Source organism: Paraburkholderia sp. RL17-347-BIC-D (genome assembly GCF_046027915.1).
Classification (GTDB): domain Bacteria; phylum Pseudomonadota; class Gammaproteobacteria; order Burkholderiales; family Burkholderiaceae; genus Paraburkholderia.
In genome coordinates, this window is sequence record NZ_JARESS010000094.1 from 1 (window position 1) to 16,536 (window position 16,536).

Genomic DNA, 16,536 nt, shown 5'->3' on the forward strand with positions numbered 1-16,536 from the left:
TATGAAACAATCGTGCGGGGGCAGGCGTCCAGCGGCGCACCCGCCCGGAACCACGCCAGAAACCACATGGTGTTCGCTCGAAAGGGGAAACTCCGTGCGGGAATACGCATATCCAGTCGACAGGCATACTTAGGAAAAGCAGGGATCGCAGACGATGACAGTGGCGTGACGCATCACCCGCCCGGGCGGCCTCAACGGCCGGTCCGGACGGTCAGGAAGCGAGGTCTGTTGTCGCTTCTGGTGCAAAGGGAAACGTGCTGGTCGTCGCGCTTCGTTTCAGAACAGTTCGCGAATCTGCTGATCCAGCATGCCGAGATCGAACGCCGGGACGCGAAATGACCGGCCGCCAGGAAAGCGCGCATGCCTTGGCTTCGCGAACAGCTCGAAGGGCGGCCTCGCCCGCCATTGCCTGAGCGAGCACGCGACCCGCGATGCTCGTCGGCGCCACGACGCGACCGATATGATCCGCGCACGAACGTCCGGTGTCCGGTAGTGGAGCCGACGTTCGAATGTCCGTGTGAAAGCGCGGGCGAATGGCCGTAGATGGCCGGCCTGAGCCCGACGACGACCGGCTCTGGCCGACCCTTTCCAGTCATACGCGCCCACCCCGCCTGAGCGGCAGCTTTGTCGCTACAACGGGCATCTGCGTGGCAATCTTGGCGAGCGAGTGATCGAGCTGATCAGGGGGCAGCGCTTTAGCCATCGCGGCGCCGTAACCGCGAGACAGGTCCAGACAGTCGGCGCACCTTCTTCTGATCGTGGTTCTGTCCTTGCTGGTTACGGCTCAGTTGGCGAGCGATGGACGCTCCGATTTGCTTAAAGGCACGCGACTCCTCGTCGTTTATTTCGCCCTTGCTCTCACTTTCTTCTTGCCGCACTAACGCGATCTAAAAACGGCACCTCGAAGGGGGCGGGAGTTCAGCCCCGCTGCGCCCAATGCGGACAGCGCGCAGACACCAATCACCAATGCCTGATGGTGGTTCAGGTAGATCGAGAGTCACTTGGTCAGAGTCGACGGATAGAGACCGGCAAGCCGCGCGATCAGGACGCCAACGTAAAACACGCCTGCAAACTCTTCGATCATCACAAATGAGCGGGCTTGGTTGGTCAATGGGATAACATCACCGTAACCGGTTGTCGTGAGCGTCGTGAGGCTAAAATAGATCAGTCTGAAGAAAGTGCCAGGCTGTGTGAAATCAAGCCGGCCAGGACCGAATGAGCCAGCGCTGGATCTCTCGATCAGGGCGTAGATGAAGGCCCAAAGGAAGGCCAGCATGATGTAGCCTGCAAGCGCACCATGCAGCTTGTCGGCCGTAATTGGCCCGCGCTTGAGAATGTAGCGGAGCACTCCACCAATCGCGACTGCAAAAGAGGCAGCATAGGATATCCCGGCAAGGCCCAGAATCGCGATACTCTCAGTCCACAATGCCGCCCATTGAAGGCCAACCCCCAGCAACGCCAAGCCCAGTTTGAGGATGAACCCCCGCCGAGTCTGCCTGGTGGCGAAAGCGCCCACGAGCAGCACGATTGAAAACAGAACGCCGAGCAGTGTGCGAGCGAATATGCCTTCCTCAAGGTAGGGAAACAGGAGGATCAAGCCAAGCAGGAGCAGCAATAGATAGGTGCAGGGCCCTTGCCCGATTATCATCCGAGCCAAATCCTCGTCGGATTCGGCCTTCTCTTGCGGATTTGTCATACCAGTTTTCCCAGAGATCGAACTAACGCTCGCGACCTGACGTTGCACGGTTGAAATTTGACCTGGCTTGAGAGTGGTTCAACTAGAAATTCTAGTCGCGGATGCGTATGAGAGGATTCTGCCATAGCGAGCGTCTGCCAATGGCTGGATGTTCCCCGCCAGTTTCAATCCGGAATCGTGCAAACAATCGTTGCGATTGTCGGCACCTAAACGACCGGACTCGAAGAGACATGACGAGCCCATCAGTATCGACGTCTTGCTTCTCGCCACATCTGCGCCAAAGGGGAATTTGCTAGAAGCAGCCCGCTTACGTCATTGCCACCGAAATTACCAATGACATGGAAAGGCAGGCTCGCCCATTCGGGAAGTATCTTCTGATAGAGTAGCCGCCCAAACATCGACGCGTTCTACGCTCAGTTCCATGGCAGTCCGTCCCGCTTGATGCATTTCCCAATAAAAATCGACTTCACCAACGGCACGCAAGCAAGGCCGGCAGCGTAAGCGACACAAGGGAACGCCGGGAATCCCCGGGCCGCACTGCCAGGCATCAGCGGACTAGTCGACGCCGCCGAAGCGGGATACGAATCATCGGCCCGCGTGCTGGATGCGCTGCTAGTTGGCATCCATCCACTCTTGCTCTAGTGGCGGCTCGGCGCTGTCTTCCGCGGCCGGCAGGACTTCCTCTTCCGGAAGCAGCTCAATGCTCTGCACGACGGGCGGCTGAATGCTCTTGACCACGACGGCCGACTGAATGCTCTTGACCACCACGGGCGGCTTATCGCCTTGCACCGGGGCGCTGTGCAGGTCGGTGCTCAAGCCCGCGCTCAGGCCCGTGCCGACGTTCGAGGTCGTGGTGCTTGCACTCTTGAGGATGCCGTGCACATCGAACAGGAACACCGTCGCCGACGACCGCGTGTCGGCACCGCCAACCAGCGACCCAATGAACGGAAGAAAGCTCTCGGGGCGCGGCCTCGACGTCACGAACATGTAGACCAGCAGTGTCGAGCCGTCGTCCAACGCGGTCTGAACCGACGCCGGGCCAAGCGTGGCTGTCACGTCTTGAAACGTCGTCACGCCGGGCTTGAAGCTCGACATCTGGTCAGACCTCACTTCGACCCCGGTCGACATGCAGCCGGCAAGCAGCGCGCCGCACAGCAGCCCAACTACCAGTCTATGTTTCATGTTGCCCCCGTATTGACAATTCTATGACGACGGAGGGCGGGCGGCACGCGCCGAAAAAAACCAAGCACGCTAAGGCGTGTGGTCTGGTGGAAACGCTCTGATCGGCGACAGTTGAGCGGTCGCCTAGGCGCATTGCCCTTCCTGTGGCACCAAGGGGGCTGCAAGTCGGCGGTGCAGGTTTTAACCGCCCAGCGTCTCCCCCTCACACGCCAACCGGGCACCGTAGCCCGCGGGTGCATGTTCCACCTGCACTGGCAGCAAGCTGCCAGTGCAGTGCAGCCAGTATCAACGAAAGCGGAACGGACTATCTATATTGGGTCCGATTGCCGCGAGAATCGACACCGCTCGGCTGCGGTATAAGAAGTCTGGGAGCAAATACATCAACAAGTGGTTGTTGGATTTGACTATGTGTCTTTGGACGTGGTCGCGATCGATGCCATGCTGGAGATGCCGCAGTCGCCGCAGCTGAAGTGATGATTTCTCCGCGGGGCTAGAGGTTGCCGTTGCGTTCCGGGGGCCGCCGCCCCGCAACGCCGGACGGCGTCTTGACCGTCCGTGATTCTGATGAACGCATCAAGATTGCCGGGCGCCTCTTTTTCTCCTAACTCGGGCAGGCTCATGGGGGGGCCGTTGTCTGGACGGAGCCGACGTTCGAACGTCCGCGTGAAAGCGTGAGCCAACGTCCTTAGGTGGCCGTCTACCGCCGAACGCCGAACGATGGGAGTGTCGCTCCATTGCGATCGCTCGTGTCTATGCTGCGCACGCCGCTTGCTTGGCCCATGCGGCCATTACTCCTCGAAGCCGCTCGTCGGACGGGCGGTCAAGGCGTAGAAACTTGATACGCTTTGTGTACTTCTGTGACGCCGCTTACGTCACCCGGCAAGGCATGCGAGGGAGGGGCATGACATTCAAGGCTCAGTGGTACCGGGACAAGTTTGTGAAAAAACGTGGCAAAGGTTTCTGCGGCTATCCGGTCGCAACAGTTGCCTTCTACGGGCCAGACGACTCCAGAGCGACGAAGGTCTCTGTTGGCATCGTCGCGCACGAAGGTGCTGACGCGGACCCTGTTGAGCGATGGTTCTGCCAATCAACCGATGCGAGAACTGATCCAGAAGTCACCGAAGCAATCATTCGATTCATCGATCATCATGGTGCCAAATCGGTGGCGGCCGTCGATCGCAACATCGGCTGCCCGCATGAGGAAGGCATTGACTACCCGGACGGCGAAAAATGTACGCAGTGTTCGTTCTGGGCCGACCGTGATCGATGGAGCGGCGAGATCATGCAGTGAGACGAGGAGGCAAGCGCCTCGATTCTCGCGCTGAGCCGTTCCGCACTCGCGTCATGCCGAACGTAGTCATGCATTCAATAACGCACGACGAGAAGGGCGCGCGTGGCGCTCAGCGTGGCGCAGCCAGGCCCGGGGCGTGATTCCCCGCGACCGTGATCGCCGACGCGACGGAGTTCACGTGCAGGATAGGCCCGGCGCGACGGGCCGCCGACCGGAACGACGCGAAGCCTGGCCATGCGCGCGGCGTAAGGTACCGGGGCGAATCTCGTGCTGGGTAGGCACGTTGTGGAATCTTGTCGAGCGTGGTGAGCATCACCGTTTATGCAAGGGGCAGAACCATGGGTTTTTCTTGTCGAACGTTTCTGATCGCTCGTGACGATACCCTCTGGCGGCTGTCAGGCATCAGTTTCGACCGGATGCTGCGAGATCCTGCAAGCCACCGTCTGCCCGTTTTTGCAGGGCAACGGGCGCGAATGGCCAGCGTCGAGGTCCAGCTTGTTGACAGAAACCCGGTGCGCGTTGTTCGGAGCACGTTTTCCATTCGTACTTTCGATGCCGAAGGTCGCATCGACCCGAGCAGATTCGAAAAGCAGCAATTTGCCCTCGTGGAATCGGTCGTCGCACCTGTTCTTTTACCGTATTCGCTGATGACAGCAACCAGACAGTCGTCGACGCAACGTCCGGATTCCTTGCACATGGAGCCCAATGGGCTCCGTCGCGCGCTTTGGCGCGCGTCATCGATCAGACTGCGTTGGGCCAACGACAGTGCCGACGCCTGTGAGCCCTCGCTGACAGGCTCGCCTACGGCATCCAGTTTTCGATTCTCGAGTGGCGGAGACGGCTCGACAGCGACCAACTCACACGGTCATCGTGTAAACGGGGTATGAGCGAGGTAAGCGTAGATTGCTATCATAAGACTTCTGGTTATGAAAACAGGCCGGATCATTTCAACGCGACCTGGTAACACGGGCTTTTTCTTGCGCTAATCTGAGCGGCCCTCTGCGATCAGGAAGACTCGCATGGCAACCATTGAGCGCACCGCCTATCCGCGTTTCCCCAAGGTTCTCGCTACAAGGGACCTGCAAACCTGCTACACACCACAGCCGGACGAACTCGAATGGGCCCGCCGTTCGACTCGGGGTGAACGATCGAGACTGGGCCTGCTGGTGCTGCTCAAAGTCTTCCAGCAGATGCATCATTTTCCGGCCCTGGACAGCATTCCGTCATCGGTCGTCGAATACGTGCGGTCGGCGGCGGACATTGGTTCGGTGGTTCAGTTCGGCTATGACACGCAGACGTCACCGACCCTCTTCCGGCACTACCTGACAATTCGTGAGTACCTCGGCGTCAAGCCCTACTACGGGACCGACGCCAACGTCATCGCGACACGCGCGGCGCACACGGCGGCTCTGTCGATGGACCAGCCCGTCGACATCATCAACGCCACGATTGATGAGCTTATCGCGCAGAACGTTGAACTCCCGGCGTTCTCAACGCTTGACCGCATCACGGAACAGATCCATGCGAAAACCCAGACGCGGTTGTTCCGGCGTGTTGCCCGGCGCCTTACCGACGGGCAGAAGCGCGACCTTGACCGCCTGCTCTCGCGAGACCTGACGAGACGCCAGAGCGCCTACAACCGTATAAAACGCCACGCGAAGCGACCGTCCCGCCAGCATCTCGATCTACTGATCGACCAGATCACCTGGCTTGATGAACTTGGCGACTTCACCAACGTGATCGCGGGAATTCCTGCTTCGAAGCTGCGCTCGCTGGCAACCCAGGCCATGAGCCTTGATGCTGCCAATCTTAAAAAGGACACCCTGCCGGAAAAGCGCTATACGCTGATCGTGGCATTACTCAACCGCATGCGTGTGCGTGCCCGCGACCATCTCGCGGACATGTTTGTGCGCCGGATGGGGGCGATTCACAAACGCGCAAGCGAAGAACTGGAGATCATCCAGCGCCGACAGCGCACCCAGGTGGAAGATCTCGTTGTACTGCTTGACGGTGTGGTGGACATACTCGTCGAGCAGTCCGATGAGACGACCGTTGCGAAGTCGATCCGCCAGTGGCTCGCGCCCAGGGGCGACCTCGAACCGTTGCGCGAGAGCTGTGCCGCAGTGCGCGCAGTCAGCGGCGGCAATTATCTGCCTCTTCTGTGGAAACATTTCCGCGCACATCGGTCGGTTATCCTGCGTCTCGCCCGCACGCTCGAATGGGATTCGACGAGCCCGGTGCGAACGTTGCTTGATGCGCTCGCGGTCGTGCTGGAGAACGAAACACGGCATCGGGAATGGATCGATGCCGACGTCGACGTGAGCTTTGCAGCGCCGCGCTGGCGCAAGCTTGTACGGCGCTCGCACGGTGACGGCGCCCCAACGAACCGGCGATATCTTGAGCTATGCGTCTTCTCTTACATGGCCGAGGAACTGCGCGTCGGCGACCTGTGCGTGTCAGGCTCGGACGCGTATGCCGACTATCGGGCGCACCTGCTGCCATGGCGGGAATGCGAGCAGCGGTTGCCCGATTACTGCGCGAAGGTCGGATTGCCCGAGAATGGGCAGGACTTCGTTGCCCAACTGCGGCAGTGGCTGGGCGATACGGCGCGCAAGCTGGACAACGACTTTCCGCACAAACGCGAACACGTTACGATCGGCCAGAGCGACGAGCCGGTCCTGCGCAAGACCGTGGCCCGCGAAATTCCGGCCAGCGCGATCGCGCTGCAGGAGCGGATCAATGCGCGGCTACCGACGCGCAATGTGCTGGACATACTTGCGAACATCGAACACTGGACGCATTTCACACGGCATTTCGGACCGCTTTCCGGTATCGATCCGCAGATCCGCAAGGCCGCCGAGCGCTACCTGCTGACGATTTTCGCGATGGGTTGCAATCTGGGTCCGACCCAGGCCGCACGCAATCTCGACACCGATGTGACGGCGCATATGCTGTCGTTCGTCAACCGCCGGCACATGAGTCTCGAGAAGCTCGAAACCGCGCAGCGCGAGCTGATCGAACTGTACCTGCGGCTTGATCTGCCGAAGCACTGGGGGGATGGCAAGACCGTCGCCGCGGACGGCACCCAGTACGATTTCTACGACAACAACCTGCTGGCCGGCTATCACTTCCGTTATCGGAAAATGGGCGCCGTCGCGTACCGGCACGTCGCCGATAACTACATCGCCGTGTTCCGGCATTTCATCCCGCCCGGCGTGTGGGAAGCCATCTACGTGATCGAGGGGTTGCTAAAAGCTGGCCTGTCGGTCAAGGCCGACACGGTGCATGCTGACACGCAGGGCCAGTCGGCAGCGGTGTTCGCATTCACGCATCTGCTAGGGATCAAGCTGATGCCACGTATCCGCAACTGGAAGGATCTCGTGCTGTATCGGCCACACAACGACGCGAAGTACAAACACATCGACAGGCTCTTTACCGCGACCATCGACTGGGTGCTGATCGAGCGCCACTGGCAGGAACTGATGCAGGTAGCGCTGTCGATCCAGGCGGGTACGATTTCATCACCGCTGCTGCTGCGCCGACTTGGTTCGGAAAGCAGAAAAAACCGGCTCTACCTCGCCGCGCGCGAACTGGGTAACGTCGTACGCACCGTCTACCTGCTTGAATGGATTGGCAGCCGCGAATTGCGGCAGGAAGTGACCGCGAACACCAACAAGATCGAGTCTTACAACGGCTTCGCGAAATGGCTGTCGTTCGGTGGCGATGTGATGGCCGAGAACGAGCCGGAAGAGCAGCAGAAACGGCTACGCTACAATGACCTCATTGCATCAGCCGTGATCCTGCAGAACACCGCAGACATGATGCGCGCGCTGCGCGACATGGTGGTTGAAGGCGAGAAAATCCGCGCGGACGATATTGAATTCCTGAGTCCATACCCGACGCACAATATCCGCCGGTTCGGGCGCTACAGACTGCATCTTGATCGTACGCCAGAGAGCTGGATCAACGATACGCTGTTTGGTCAGGCGGCACGCCCGGGTGACGAGATGAGGTAACGACTGCATGAGCGCAAGAGCCGCGGTCACCGCGACGCCGTATGGTGAGGTGGATGTCGCCGCGCTGGAAAAACTGCAATCGGCCTACGACACGACGCGTATGCTGGACGCCGTGGGTAGACTCGATGAGGTACGAACCAGCCTTTACGATCCGCAAGGTCTGCGCGACGACCTGTTGCGCCTGCACCGCATCGCTCATACGATCGTCAACGGCGCAGGGCTGACGGCCGGCACCCAGGACGAGTCCTTCGTCGATCAGGTGACGGACGTCATTGACCAGCTAGAGCAATATGTTGCGGATCTGCTTGGGATTCGCGATGTACTTCGGCCACTGGAGACACTTCGGCCGGACGGCACGGATTTTTTGAACGGTAGTTGAGCCGCTTGCCAACGGATCTAACCGGAATTCGATCGCGCGAGCGGACTGCCCGCGAACGGATCGTTTGTCCAGTCTGCACCTGCCACCGTGCGTGCCTGCAGGGACGGTGCGGAAACTGCACCTGATGACAGCTCGAAGTGGCCAATGGACTGGCCCGCACTGATCGCCTGCTTCAGCCATTGCGGCATCGCACCTTCACCACTCCAGCTCTCGCCATGCGCGCTGCGATAGCGGCCCGCTGCCGGCTCAGCCGCAAGTGTTGCAGCCAGATCATCCGGGGTGATTCCGAAGCCCTCCATGCGGTGGCGGAGGTAGGCAATCATACTGTCGCGCTTGCGTTCGTCCATGAAACGTGTTTCCTGTCAGGTAGGTATCCGGCACTTTTCCATCACAAGCGGCACAGCGGGAAATGCGGGGCCGCTTCTCACGGGCTACCGCGTCAAACTATTCGCCGGGACCGAGAATCACATCGATTGCGGCCTGGCCAGCGATCTGCGCAACGAAGTAAGCCCAACGCTGGGAAAACGGGCCGCCGCGGACCTTGATACGCTGGCCATGCGTGGCTACTGACGGGCCGTGAGGCGGCCCTTCAATCCAAAGCCAGGCGTCAAACATGTCTTCAGAAGTGGGCACGAGGTCAACACAAATCTCAAACCCGCGATACTTCAGCGTTCTTTGCATACGGTTCCTCCACATTCGAGTTCCGGCTGCTGCTTCACAGGCGCTGAACCGCACCCACGTAGCTCTTCGTCGCATCCTTGAGTTCCTGCGCCGCAGCCTGCACGTGGGTGGGCAACTCGCTCAGGGCAAGTTGCGTGACGACGCCGTCCAGCCGCCTGCGGAGCTCTATTGCAAGTTCCATGACACTGGCGTCGCCGACACGCCGGCGATTGCTCTGCCTGGAACTTACCGGAGAGCAATCCACAAGACGATCTATCTGGCGGAAGTAGGCCTGGGCCGCCAGACGGTGCCTTGCATGGAGCGAAGCAATATTCGACTTTGACAGGCAATCTTTAACGACATCGACATTCATGTCGAAATGAACCTGCAGCGCGTCGGCGGCATCCGCGCGGTGAAAACACGCCACCTGGTCGAACAGCGTTTCGCCATCCCCATCGATCAGATCAATCCAGACCTCACCGTCTTCGGGTGCCTGTCCCGAAGGGTGAACCACCCGTTCGTCCTCATTGGCAGCCGCGAGCATCCGGTGGCCGTCGACATCATCGACCGTCATTTCAAAAACCTCGACCAGTTCCCCGCTTACTGCGACCTGCATGACCAATAACGCCATCTCTGCTCCTTTTGATGCGATTGACGGGAATAGCGTTGTGTCGATCAGGCGACCGGATCCCGTGATCCGGTTGAGTGACGTTCTGATGGGCGCGAGCCCGCGCACTCTTGGGGCGCTTCCTGGCGACTTTGTGTGACGGGTGTAGCGGCTGTAACGGGTCTGACTGACGTGGGTGCTACAGGCATGGTGTGCCGTCAGACGTACCATGCCTTGGGCATCCTGCTCGCCCGTCGGCGACGACTCCCGGCCGAGGCGCCAAGGCGGATGCCGGAATGACACCGCTTCATCCGGAAGCGGGTGTGACTGCTGTGGATCGTTGCGATCAGGTGGATCATGCACGACGGCCAGTCAATCCCTGACGCCGTCCATCCTGCCCCTGCTACGCCGGGGATATTGCCGAACTAACCGCGACTATCCACCCAGCCACGCGCCCAGGCGGTGGCGTGCCCGACCGCCTGTGTTTCGCTATCGAAATAGTCGAGCGCATCAAACTTGTATGACGCCAGCTCAGCACTCCGGGCGTCACCTCTCGTAAGAAGCAGGTTGGCGGCAAACCAGCCGTCCGGCAAACGGTGAGCCGACGGGGAAACTGAATAACCGTTGTACTGGTGAATATGATTATTGTTTTGCATAAGCGATAACCGGGCGACGCCCGCACGACAACGATGCCGTGCAGGCGAACAAATCGAAATTGGGCGAGACGGATCGTGTCGGAAAGACAAATGATGCGCACGTTCAAACGTGGCGATCAGATCGGGAGCGCATTGGCTCCGCGAGGATACAAGTCAGGCAAACATGCAAAGGGCCGGTAGACCGGCCCTTGAAATACTTTACTGCGGCGAGATGTTCGACGCCTGCATGCCCTTCGGGCCGCGCTTTGTTTCGTAGCTCACCTTCTGGTTTTCCGTGAGCGTCTTGAAGCCGTCGCCCCGAACTTCCGAGAAGTGAGCGAAGAGATCGTCGCCGCCGGCGTCCGGAGTGATGAAGCCAAAGCCTTTGCTATCGTTGAACCACTTAACAGTACCGGTATCCATGAGAATTCCTTGAGATAAATATAATAGCTCCGTTGCGGAGCGACAAAAACTTCAAGGAAGAAGAGAGGACAACGAGTACCGCGCAGACAAGGCGGAAAATGGTGATCAGCAATCAGGCTTCTTGAATATTTCGACAACCACAGTATAGTGACAGAGCAGTTATGTCAACGCTTTTCGCGCCGCGCGCAGCAAGGAACCGCCGGCGGAGAAATCAGCGCGTGATTCCCTGAATGACAAATTCAGCGAGCGCCTTCACATCGGCCGGCTTCGCGACATGAAGATCAAAGCCAGCTTCATGGCATCGGGCGGCGACCTCGTGAGGCGGCATTTCTCCGGTAATGGCGACGAGCAGTGTGCGTTTGCCCGGGTTCTCTGTGCGCCTCACGTGCTGCGCCACCTCATATCCGTTTGCACCTGGCATGTCGATATCGAGCATGGCCGCGTCGGGTTGCCAGGTGGAGAACCACCGAAGCGCGGTAATCCCGTCGGTGGCGGTGCGCACCTCAAAATTGTGGAACTCGAAAAACACGGCGACTGCTGCGGTTGCATTGAGGTCGTCGTCAGCGAGCAGAAGTTTTTTGCGCATGGAAGAAGGATGCCACTGGCGGAAGTGCGTACGGCGCGTCCCGGGCGGCGAACCCAGCCGCAGTTTCCGACTTGAGTTGCCCTGACCGGTATCTCTGGCACCATGCCCACGTTCTCACAGCAAGGCGCGAGCGTTGGTGTTTAAGGGACCATGAGCTCCGGGACGACTGCCGTGCGAGAGTCAATTACTGATCGTTGCGCCTGGACCCGCCGGCACGCCATATGGCACCTGCCACAAAGCTGACGGCCGCCACCGCTGCCAGCGCGATGAAGGGGTTCGTGGCTGTGGTTTCGCGCACCGCGCTTGCGGCGTCGGCGCGAAGCTGCTGCGCTTTACCGGCGAACTCCCTCGCCTTGTCTGCCAGTTGCGCCGCGGAGTCGCCGACCAGCGCGCCGGCCGCGCCCTGAACCTTGCCGGCGACTTCCTCGACCGCACCTTCGGCCTTTCCCGTATCCATTTCGATGCTCCGTTGAGTTAGACATTTTGCAGGCACTGACAGCATCGCGCGCTGCGCCACCGGTAAAGTCGGCCGGCCACGACGGCATCCGCGTCCCTGCACGTGAGCAAGAAACAAGCCCAACACCACGATCTTCAGGTGATGGGACCGGCAAATGCGCCCTCCGCAGGTGAAGGAGGAATCTGGGTTCCGACAGCACGGCTCCCTCATCCGGATCCCCGTGCAGCAGCACGCCGGTCCGTCCCGCAGCGCGGGTAAATGATGGTAAGGTTTCCATACGGTGTTGCAATTCTGGTCTGTGCAACAGCGACGTTCAGACCGCTTCTTCTGAACTGTGAGACGGGTAAGCGGCAGCAACGATCCGGCCGAGAAAAGGGAGGAGAGAGCCATGGAGCGACTGGTCGACGTACTGGACAGCAGTGGCACTGTCATTCACACCTATCCCATCACGCTTGGGCAACCGGGAGATGAGGTGGACGACGCAGCTTACGAAGCAAAAGCGCTCGAGGCGGCCGCCCACGGCCGGCTGGTTTCCGACGCAGAACTCCGGAGCCTGTCCGCCAGAATCCACATCGGTCGCGGCGGCCAGATGGCACCCTACGGCGATGAAGTGGCAAGCAGTTCGGAAACGAAACCGGGCCTCGAACAGAGTGTTCGCGAGCGCGCCTACTTTCTATGGGAGCAGGACGGACGGCCCGTCGGACGCGCGGAGGAATACTGGCATCGCGCGCTGGAGCAGCATCTGCGGGAGCGGGCTCACGTACTCTGGGTGCAGGATGGACGTCCTGAAGGACGGGCCGACGAATACTGGCAGCGGATTCGCGACTTTGAGGCGCAATGATCGCCGCAAGTCCAGTGACTTGATTGGCGGCGATCACTACCCTTCACGTCAGACAGGTGCGCGATGTCCCTCCATAAGCGTTGAAGCAAAAGCGCCGCCCGACGTTAGCCAATATCGATGGTTCGGCTGGCGGATCGCAAGGCCTCGTGTTTTGGTACGGTCAAGGTGAGCACACCCTTGTCAAACTTTGCGAGAGCATGATCGGGATCGGCGTCTTCGGGCATCGGGATCGTGCGCGTGAAAGCCCCGTATGCGCGTTCCAGCCGGTAGCAGCCGTCCTCCTCACTGTGCACGTCCTGCTTTTTCTCGCCGCGCACCACCAGCGCCCCGTCCTCGACGCTGATGGTCAGATCCTCCCGCTCCATGCCTGGTAACTCGACGGTCACGCGCAGTATCTTCCCTTCGTCGACCACGTCAATGCGCGGCTGGAAACGCGATGAACTGAAGTCGCCAAACCATCGTTCGAGCGTGCCGCGCACGGCAAACGGATCGGGAAAAAAATCCTCCAGCGCACGTAAGGACTCGCGCGAGAAAAGTCGCTGGATATCAGGCCACGCGGCACGCCACGGTTCGCCCGACCGCTGACTCTCCGGGCTGTCCGTGTCGGACTTGCTCCCAGAGCCGCGAAGGAATTTGAAAGGGTTCCACTTTTTCGGGTCGTGGTTCATCGTCTTCTCCTCGATGGTCTGACTGGAAAACCGGATATCCATCGGCGCTCAAACTGCAAAACTTCTGCTGAAGTCGCTGCACTTCGCCTCGCGAGGCGGCCACCATTTTTCCATGACGATCAGCGCCTTGGCCACGATGACGCAGGACGGCGACCTCACGGTCGCCATCGACTTTTCTCCTACCGTCGTTGCTGATCTTCCGGGCTCAGTTCGTCTGCACCTCGATGCGTCGCGGCCTTGCTTCGTCGCGGCGCGGAACGGTCAGTTGCAGTACGCCGTCCTGCAGGTTCGCGTCGATCTTCGACGTGTCGAAGTCCGGGCTCAGCGAGAACGCCCGCGCGAACCGCGGCTCGCGGATCTCGGCGTGCTGCAGACGCAGACCGGCGGGTGTCGGCACGACCGCTTCTGCCTCGATGTACAGATTGCCGTCGTGCACCTTCACTTCGAGCTTGTCCTTCGTGACGCCCGGCAGGTCCGCCCACAGCGTGATGCCCTGGCTGTCCTCGAATACGTCAACTGCGGGTGTGAGCGTCATCCGCCGCGACGGCTGGTCAGCCTCGCGTCTTGCTGCCGATTTCTGGTCGCGCTCAGCAACCTGTGTCCTGTCGTTCATGGCCTGCTCCTAGAATTATGGGCGTTACTGGACTGTGATGGCCCGCGGCTTCGATGCTTCGCGCTTGCCGACCGTAATCGACAGGCAGCCGTTGGTGTAGCGCGCCTGCACCTTGTCGGGATCGGCGTTCTGCGGCAGTTCGATCACGCGCCGGAATGCGACGCTGAAGCGCTCCTGCGCGTAGGTGCGAACGTCATCGCGGGTGTCACCGCTGGCGTCGGGCCGCGCAGGCTTGCGCTCGCCGGCAATCGTCAGCAACCCCTTGTCGATCGAGACGTCGAGTTCACCGGCGCTCAGGCCCGGCGCGAACGCGACAATCTCGATCGAGTCGTCGGTCGCACCGATGTTCACGTACGGGAACGTAGCGCCGGAGCGGCCGGAGCGGATGCTGGACGGGAAGCCGCTGAAGAGGCTCGCCATCTCCCGTTGCAGACGGTCAAACTCGCTGAAGGGGCTGGGTCTGGAATAAAGATCACTCATGGTCGTATCCTCCGTGAATGCAGCATGGAGGCGAACGGGCTTACGCGCTCCAGTTCGCCTGCCAGCTGCTGGCAAACAAATCGAAACACGCAGCGCGCCCTGGTACCACCGGCGCGTCTGCCTGAGCAAAATCCAAAATAGGCACCGCGCCGGAAATTTCAAGGGGGAAAATCTGAACTTGAAAACCTTATCCCAGCTCCTATTGTCGAGAGGCACGGAAACGACTACACGGAGGACACCATGGAATTCAGTTCTGACTGGCTTACGCTGGGCAGGCACCGCGTCCGGCTGCGTTCGACCCGAGGCTTTCCGACTGAAACGATGCGAAGCGTGGCGGAAGTCGTAAGGCTTGCTATCGATAACAACATGAGTGCGCGCGCGCGGCTGGTCGAGATCGTCTACCAGGAGGACCAGATCTACGATATCGCCGTGGGCACGACCGTGGTGGAAGACAGCGTCTGTGCGCCTCAACTGGAAGCGGCAATGTCAGTGGTGCTGGGCCTCCCGACGGAACAGGTGAACGTCACCGTGACGACGGTGAGTCAGGAGGAAGTCGACCTGCACTTCGGCGTCTACGAGCGCATGCTCGCCGAGAAACTGGGCGTTGTGCCGCCGATCCAGTGATTGCCCGGCTATTGCGCTGCGGCGCAACGGCGCACCTGAGTTGATTCGCCGGGCACGCCCGGGATCAGAACCAACACGTCAGATGGGAGCAGCATCATGAAACAGCGCTCAAAGGCACTGCTCGCGTCGGCCATTCTGGCTGCCAGCCCGGCGGCGGCTGCGGCGGCTGAGCCACCCTTGAAGACCTTGCCGTCGCAACAGGACATCTGGATCACGGGCACGATCCAGCGGGGCCACGGACAGTATGCGCCGGGCGACTATACGACGCTGCGGCTGGACCGTCCGTCAACCTCGCCGTGTAACGACAAGGTCGTCACCGACATTGTGCTCGGTATGGCGGGCGTACCCGAGCCTTTGCTCCTGCTGCCTTATCTGGGCCAGCGGGTTGCGGTCAGGGGACGAGTCATCTGCCCGGGTACCGACACCCGGTTTACGCCGACGCCGGACTTTGTATTTCCGATCTATTGACAGCAGGTGCGGGACGTCGGGCCGATATCACGTTCACGTCGCGACCGGCGTATTTTTGGCACTGTCACGTTGCAGAGACGGTCGGGTAAGATCGGGGGATGAAGAATGCAAAATCGCTTTACCGCGGTCATCGCTTTCCGGCGGCGGTCATCAGTTGCGCGGTTCGCTGGTATTTCAGGTTTCAGCTCAGCCTGCGTGATATCGAAGAACTGCTGTTCGAGCGCGGGGTTATCGTCAGCTACGAAACGGTCCGACGCTGGTGCGATAAGTTCGGTGCTGGCTTTGCACACTGTGTGAAAGCGGCGCGTCGCAGGCCCGGCACCACGTGGCACCTTGACGAAGTATTTGTGACGTTGCGCGGCGAGCCGTACCTGTTGTGGCGCGCCGTCGATCAACATGGTGCCGAACTCGATATCCTGCTTCAGAAGCGCCGCGACAAGGCTGCAGCAAAGCGGTTTTTCAAGCGCGTGCTTGCCTCGTGTGCTGAGGCACCGCGCAAGATCGTGACCGACCAGCTGCGCAGCTATCCGGCGGCGAAAGCCGAGATTCCCGAACTTGCCCACGTCAAGCACGTCTTCGTCAAAGCCAGCGCGCGCGTCAATAACCGGGCGGAAAACAGTCATCAGCCGACGCGCGAACGCGAGCAACGCATGCGCGGCTTCCGCGATCCTGAACGCACCCAGGCTTTCTTATCGAGCTTCGGTCCGATCCGGCAGCACTTCGCGCTCAAGCGACACTTAATACGCGCCTCACTCTATCGCAAACAGCTCGCCAAACGCTTTGCCGCCTGGCATCGTTTCACCGAGGCCACCCAAGATCCGTCCGTTTTCTGAACGAGCGTTTGTCCTCTCCGCTATTGCGCCGCGAACAATTTAACGTGACAGCGCCCTCGCGGCCCATCATCTGCGCG

At 60.3% G+C, this 16,536-nt stretch carries 21 protein-coding genes; 8 read left to right on the forward strand and 13 right to left on the reverse strand.

Annotated elements, in window-relative coordinates; genetic code table 11:
• Positions 1–339, forward strand: a 339-nt coding sequence (locus P0D96_RS45600; protein WP_408320706.1) for a hypothetical protein, incomplete at its 5' end; no start/stop codon positions are given.
• A gap of 658 nt (positions 340–997) precedes the next feature.
• Here the strand turns inward: P0D96_RS45600 and P0D96_RS45605 are convergent.
• Positions 998–1,696: an ion channel gene (locus tag P0D96_RS45605; protein ID WP_408183061.1), complete on the reverse strand. Its 699-nt coding sequence runs from the start codon at positions 1,694–1,696 to the stop codon at positions 998–1,000.
• A gap of 612 nt (positions 1,697–2,308) precedes the next feature.
• Positions 2,309–2,878, reverse strand: a complete 570-nt coding sequence (locus P0D96_RS45610) for a hypothetical protein (protein ID WP_408320708.1) — start codon at positions 2,876–2,878, stop codon at positions 2,309–2,311.
• 901 nt (positions 2,879–3,779) lie between these two features.
• Between P0D96_RS45610 and P0D96_RS45615 the strand changes: the two genes are divergently transcribed.
• Positions 3,780–4,169, forward strand: coding sequence for a hypothetical protein (locus P0D96_RS45615; protein WP_408183064.1), 390 nt, complete (start codon positions 3,780–3,782; stop codon positions 4,167–4,169).
• Between the two features lie 395 nt (positions 4,170–4,564).
• Here the strand turns inward: P0D96_RS45615 and P0D96_RS45620 are convergent, their stop codons facing one another.
• On the reverse strand, positions 4,565–4,765 hold the full coding sequence (locus P0D96_RS45620; RefSeq protein WP_408320711.1) for a hypothetical protein: 201 nt from the start codon (positions 4,763–4,765) through the stop codon (positions 4,565–4,567).
• Between the two features lie 423 nt (positions 4,766–5,188).
• Between P0D96_RS45620 and P0D96_RS45625 the strand changes: the two genes are divergently transcribed.
• Positions 5,189–8,185, forward strand: coding sequence for a Tn3 family transposase (locus tag P0D96_RS45625; RefSeq protein ID WP_408320713.1), 2,997 nt, complete (start codon positions 5,189–5,191; stop codon positions 8,183–8,185).
• Positions 8,186–8,192: 7 nt separating this feature from the next.
• Complete coding sequence (gene tnpC / locus P0D96_RS45630) at positions 8,193–8,564, forward strand: Tn3 family transposase post-transcriptional regulator TnpC (RefSeq protein WP_408320714.1); 372 nt, start codon at positions 8,193–8,195, stop codon at positions 8,562–8,564.
• 17 nt (positions 8,565–8,581) lie between these two features.
• Here tnpC and P0D96_RS45635 read toward each other — a convergent pair whose 3' ends face one another.
• The 7 genes from P0D96_RS45635 to P0D96_RS45665 form a co-directional block, all read right to left on the reverse strand.
• A complete protein-coding gene (locus P0D96_RS45635) occupies positions 8,582–8,911 on the reverse strand; it encodes an H-NS histone family protein (RefSeq protein ID WP_408320716.1) in 330 nt (109 codons plus the stop codon).
• A gap of 97 nt (positions 8,912–9,008) precedes the next feature.
• Complete coding sequence (locus P0D96_RS45640; RefSeq protein WP_408250003.1) at positions 9,009–9,245, reverse strand: hypothetical protein; 237 nt, start codon at positions 9,243–9,245, stop codon at positions 9,009–9,011.
• Positions 9,246–9,279: 34 nt separating this feature from the next.
• Positions 9,280–9,855: a hypothetical protein gene (locus P0D96_RS45645; protein ID WP_408320718.1), complete on the reverse strand. Its 576-nt coding sequence runs from the start codon at positions 9,853–9,855 to the stop codon at positions 9,280–9,282.
• 401 nt (positions 9,856–10,256) lie between these two features.
• Positions 10,257–10,487 (reverse strand): hypothetical protein, encoded by a 231-nt coding sequence (locus P0D96_RS45650; RefSeq protein WP_408320720.1) that lies wholly within the window; start codon positions 10,485–10,487, stop codon positions 10,257–10,259.
• A gap of 198 nt (positions 10,488–10,685) precedes the next feature.
• Positions 10,686–10,889: a cold-shock protein gene (locus tag P0D96_RS45655; RefSeq protein WP_175914427.1), complete on the reverse strand. Its 204-nt coding sequence runs from the start codon at positions 10,887–10,889 to the stop codon at positions 10,686–10,688.
• Positions 10,890–11,100: 211 nt separating this feature from the next.
• Positions 11,101–11,475, reverse strand: a complete 375-nt coding sequence (locus tag P0D96_RS45660; protein WP_408320722.1) for a response regulator — start codon at positions 11,473–11,475, stop codon at positions 11,101–11,103.
• A gap of 184 nt (positions 11,476–11,659) precedes the next feature.
• Positions 11,660–11,932 (reverse strand): CsbD family protein, encoded by a 273-nt coding sequence (locus tag P0D96_RS45665; protein WP_408320724.1) that lies wholly within the window; start codon positions 11,930–11,932, stop codon positions 11,660–11,662.
• A 388-nt stretch (positions 11,933–12,320) separates the two neighbouring features.
• On the opposite strand from P0D96_RS45665, the gene P0D96_RS45670 reads away from it, so the two are divergent.
• The gene (locus tag P0D96_RS45670; RefSeq protein ID WP_408320726.1) at positions 12,321–12,773 is read left to right on the forward strand and encodes a DUF2934 domain-containing protein; all 453 of its coding nucleotides are present in this window, start codon (positions 12,321–12,323) and stop codon (positions 12,771–12,773) included.
• Positions 12,774–12,877: 104 nt separating this feature from the next.
• Here P0D96_RS45670 and P0D96_RS45675 read toward each other — a convergent pair whose 3' ends face one another.
• The 3 genes from P0D96_RS45675 to P0D96_RS45685 form a co-directional block, all read right to left on the reverse strand.
• Complete coding sequence (locus P0D96_RS45675; protein WP_408320736.1) at positions 12,878–13,441, reverse strand: Hsp20/alpha crystallin family protein; 564 nt, start codon at positions 13,439–13,441, stop codon at positions 12,878–12,880.
• A 205-nt stretch (positions 13,442–13,646) separates the two neighbouring features.
• Positions 13,647–14,054 (reverse strand): Hsp20/alpha crystallin family protein, encoded by a 408-nt coding sequence (locus tag P0D96_RS45680; protein WP_408320728.1) that lies wholly within the window; start codon positions 14,052–14,054, stop codon positions 13,647–13,649.
• A 24-nt stretch (positions 14,055–14,078) separates the two neighbouring features.
• Positions 14,079–14,534, reverse strand: coding sequence for an Hsp20/alpha crystallin family protein (locus P0D96_RS45685; RefSeq protein WP_408320730.1), 456 nt, complete (start codon positions 14,532–14,534; stop codon positions 14,079–14,081).
• Positions 14,535–14,774: 240 nt separating this feature from the next.
• Between P0D96_RS45685 and P0D96_RS45690 the strand changes: the two genes are divergently transcribed.
• The 3 genes from P0D96_RS45690 to P0D96_RS45700 all read left to right on the forward strand — a co-directional run bounded on the left by P0D96_RS45690 (position 14,775) and on the right by P0D96_RS45700 (position 16,459).
• A complete protein-coding gene (locus P0D96_RS45690) occupies positions 14,775–15,158 on the forward strand; it encodes a hypothetical protein (RefSeq protein WP_408320732.1) in 384 nt (127 codons plus the stop codon).
• A gap of 96 nt (positions 15,159–15,254) precedes the next feature.
• Entirely contained in the window at positions 15,255–15,626 is a 372-nt protein-coding gene (locus tag P0D96_RS45695) for a hypothetical protein (protein ID WP_408320734.1), read from the forward strand.
• A 98-nt stretch (positions 15,627–15,724) separates the two neighbouring features.
• A complete protein-coding gene (locus tag P0D96_RS45700; RefSeq protein WP_408183767.1) occupies positions 15,725–16,459 on the forward strand; it encodes an IS6 family transposase in 735 nt (244 codons plus the stop codon).
• Positions 16,460–16,536 lie beyond the last annotated feature (77 nt).

What these genes read in the sequence shown, in the direction of transcription:
- P0D96_RS45605 (WP_408183061.1), bottom strand. Translation starts at nt 1,696, where the DNA reads ATGACAAATCCGCAAGAGAAGGCCGAATCCGACGAGGATTTGGCTCGG.
- P0D96_RS45610 (WP_408320708.1), bottom strand. Translation starts at nt 2,878, where the DNA reads ATGAAACATAGACTGGTAGTTGGGCTGCTGTGCGGCGCGCTGCTTGCC.
- P0D96_RS45615 (WP_408183064.1), top strand. Translation starts at nt 3,780, where the DNA reads ATGACATTCAAGGCTCAGTGGTACCGGGACAAGTTTGTGAAAAAACGT.
- P0D96_RS45625 (WP_408320713.1), top strand. Translation starts at nt 5,189, where the DNA reads ATGGCAACCATTGAGCGCACCGCCTATCCGCGTTTCCCCAAGGTTCTC.
- tnpC (WP_408320714.1), top strand. Translation starts at nt 8,193, where the DNA reads ATGAGCGCAAGAGCCGCGGTCACCGCGACGCCGTATGGTGAGGTGGAT.
- P0D96_RS45635 (WP_408320716.1), bottom strand. Translation starts at nt 8,911, where the DNA reads ATGGACGAACGCAAGCGCGACAGTATGATTGCCTACCTCCGCCACCGC.
- P0D96_RS45640 (WP_408250003.1), bottom strand. Translation starts at nt 9,245, where the DNA reads ATGCAAAGAACGCTGAAGTATCGCGGGTTTGAGATTTGTGTTGACCTC.
- P0D96_RS45645 (WP_408320718.1), bottom strand. Translation starts at nt 9,855, where the DNA reads ATGGCGTTATTGGTCATGCAGGTCGCAGTAAGCGGGGAACTGGTCGAG.
- P0D96_RS45650 (WP_408320720.1), bottom strand. Translation starts at nt 10,487, where the DNA reads ATGCAAAACAATAATCATATTCACCAGTACAACGGTTATTCAGTTTCC.
- P0D96_RS45655 (WP_175914427.1), bottom strand. Translation starts at nt 10,889, where the DNA reads ATGGATACCGGTACTGTTAAGTGGTTCAACGATAGCAAAGGCTTTGGC.
- P0D96_RS45660 (WP_408320722.1), bottom strand. Translation starts at nt 11,475, where the DNA reads ATGCGCAAAAAACTTCTGCTCGCTGACGACGACCTCAATGCAACCGCA.
- P0D96_RS45665 (WP_408320724.1), bottom strand. Translation starts at nt 11,932, where the DNA reads ATGGATACGGGAAAGGCCGAAGGTGCGGTCGAGGAAGTCGCCGGCAAG.
- P0D96_RS45670 (WP_408320726.1), top strand. Translation starts at nt 12,321, where the DNA reads ATGGAGCGACTGGTCGACGTACTGGACAGCAGTGGCACTGTCATTCAC.
- P0D96_RS45675 (WP_408320736.1), bottom strand. Translation starts at nt 13,441, where the DNA reads ATGAACCACGACCCGAAAAAGTGGAACCCTTTCAAATTCCTTCGCGGC.
- P0D96_RS45680 (WP_408320728.1), bottom strand. Translation starts at nt 14,054, where the DNA reads ATGAACGACAGGACACAGGTTGCTGAGCGCGACCAGAAATCGGCAGCA.
- P0D96_RS45685 (WP_408320730.1), bottom strand. Translation starts at nt 14,534, where the DNA reads ATGAGTGATCTTTATTCCAGACCCAGCCCCTTCAGCGAGTTTGACCGT.
- P0D96_RS45690 (WP_408320732.1), top strand. Translation starts at nt 14,775, where the DNA reads ATGGAATTCAGTTCTGACTGGCTTACGCTGGGCAGGCACCGCGTCCGG.
- P0D96_RS45695 (WP_408320734.1), top strand. Translation starts at nt 15,255, where the DNA reads ATGAAACAGCGCTCAAAGGCACTGCTCGCGTCGGCCATTCTGGCTGCC.
- P0D96_RS45700 (WP_408183767.1), top strand. Translation starts at nt 15,725, where the DNA reads ATGAAGAATGCAAAATCGCTTTACCGCGGTCATCGCTTTCCGGCGGCG.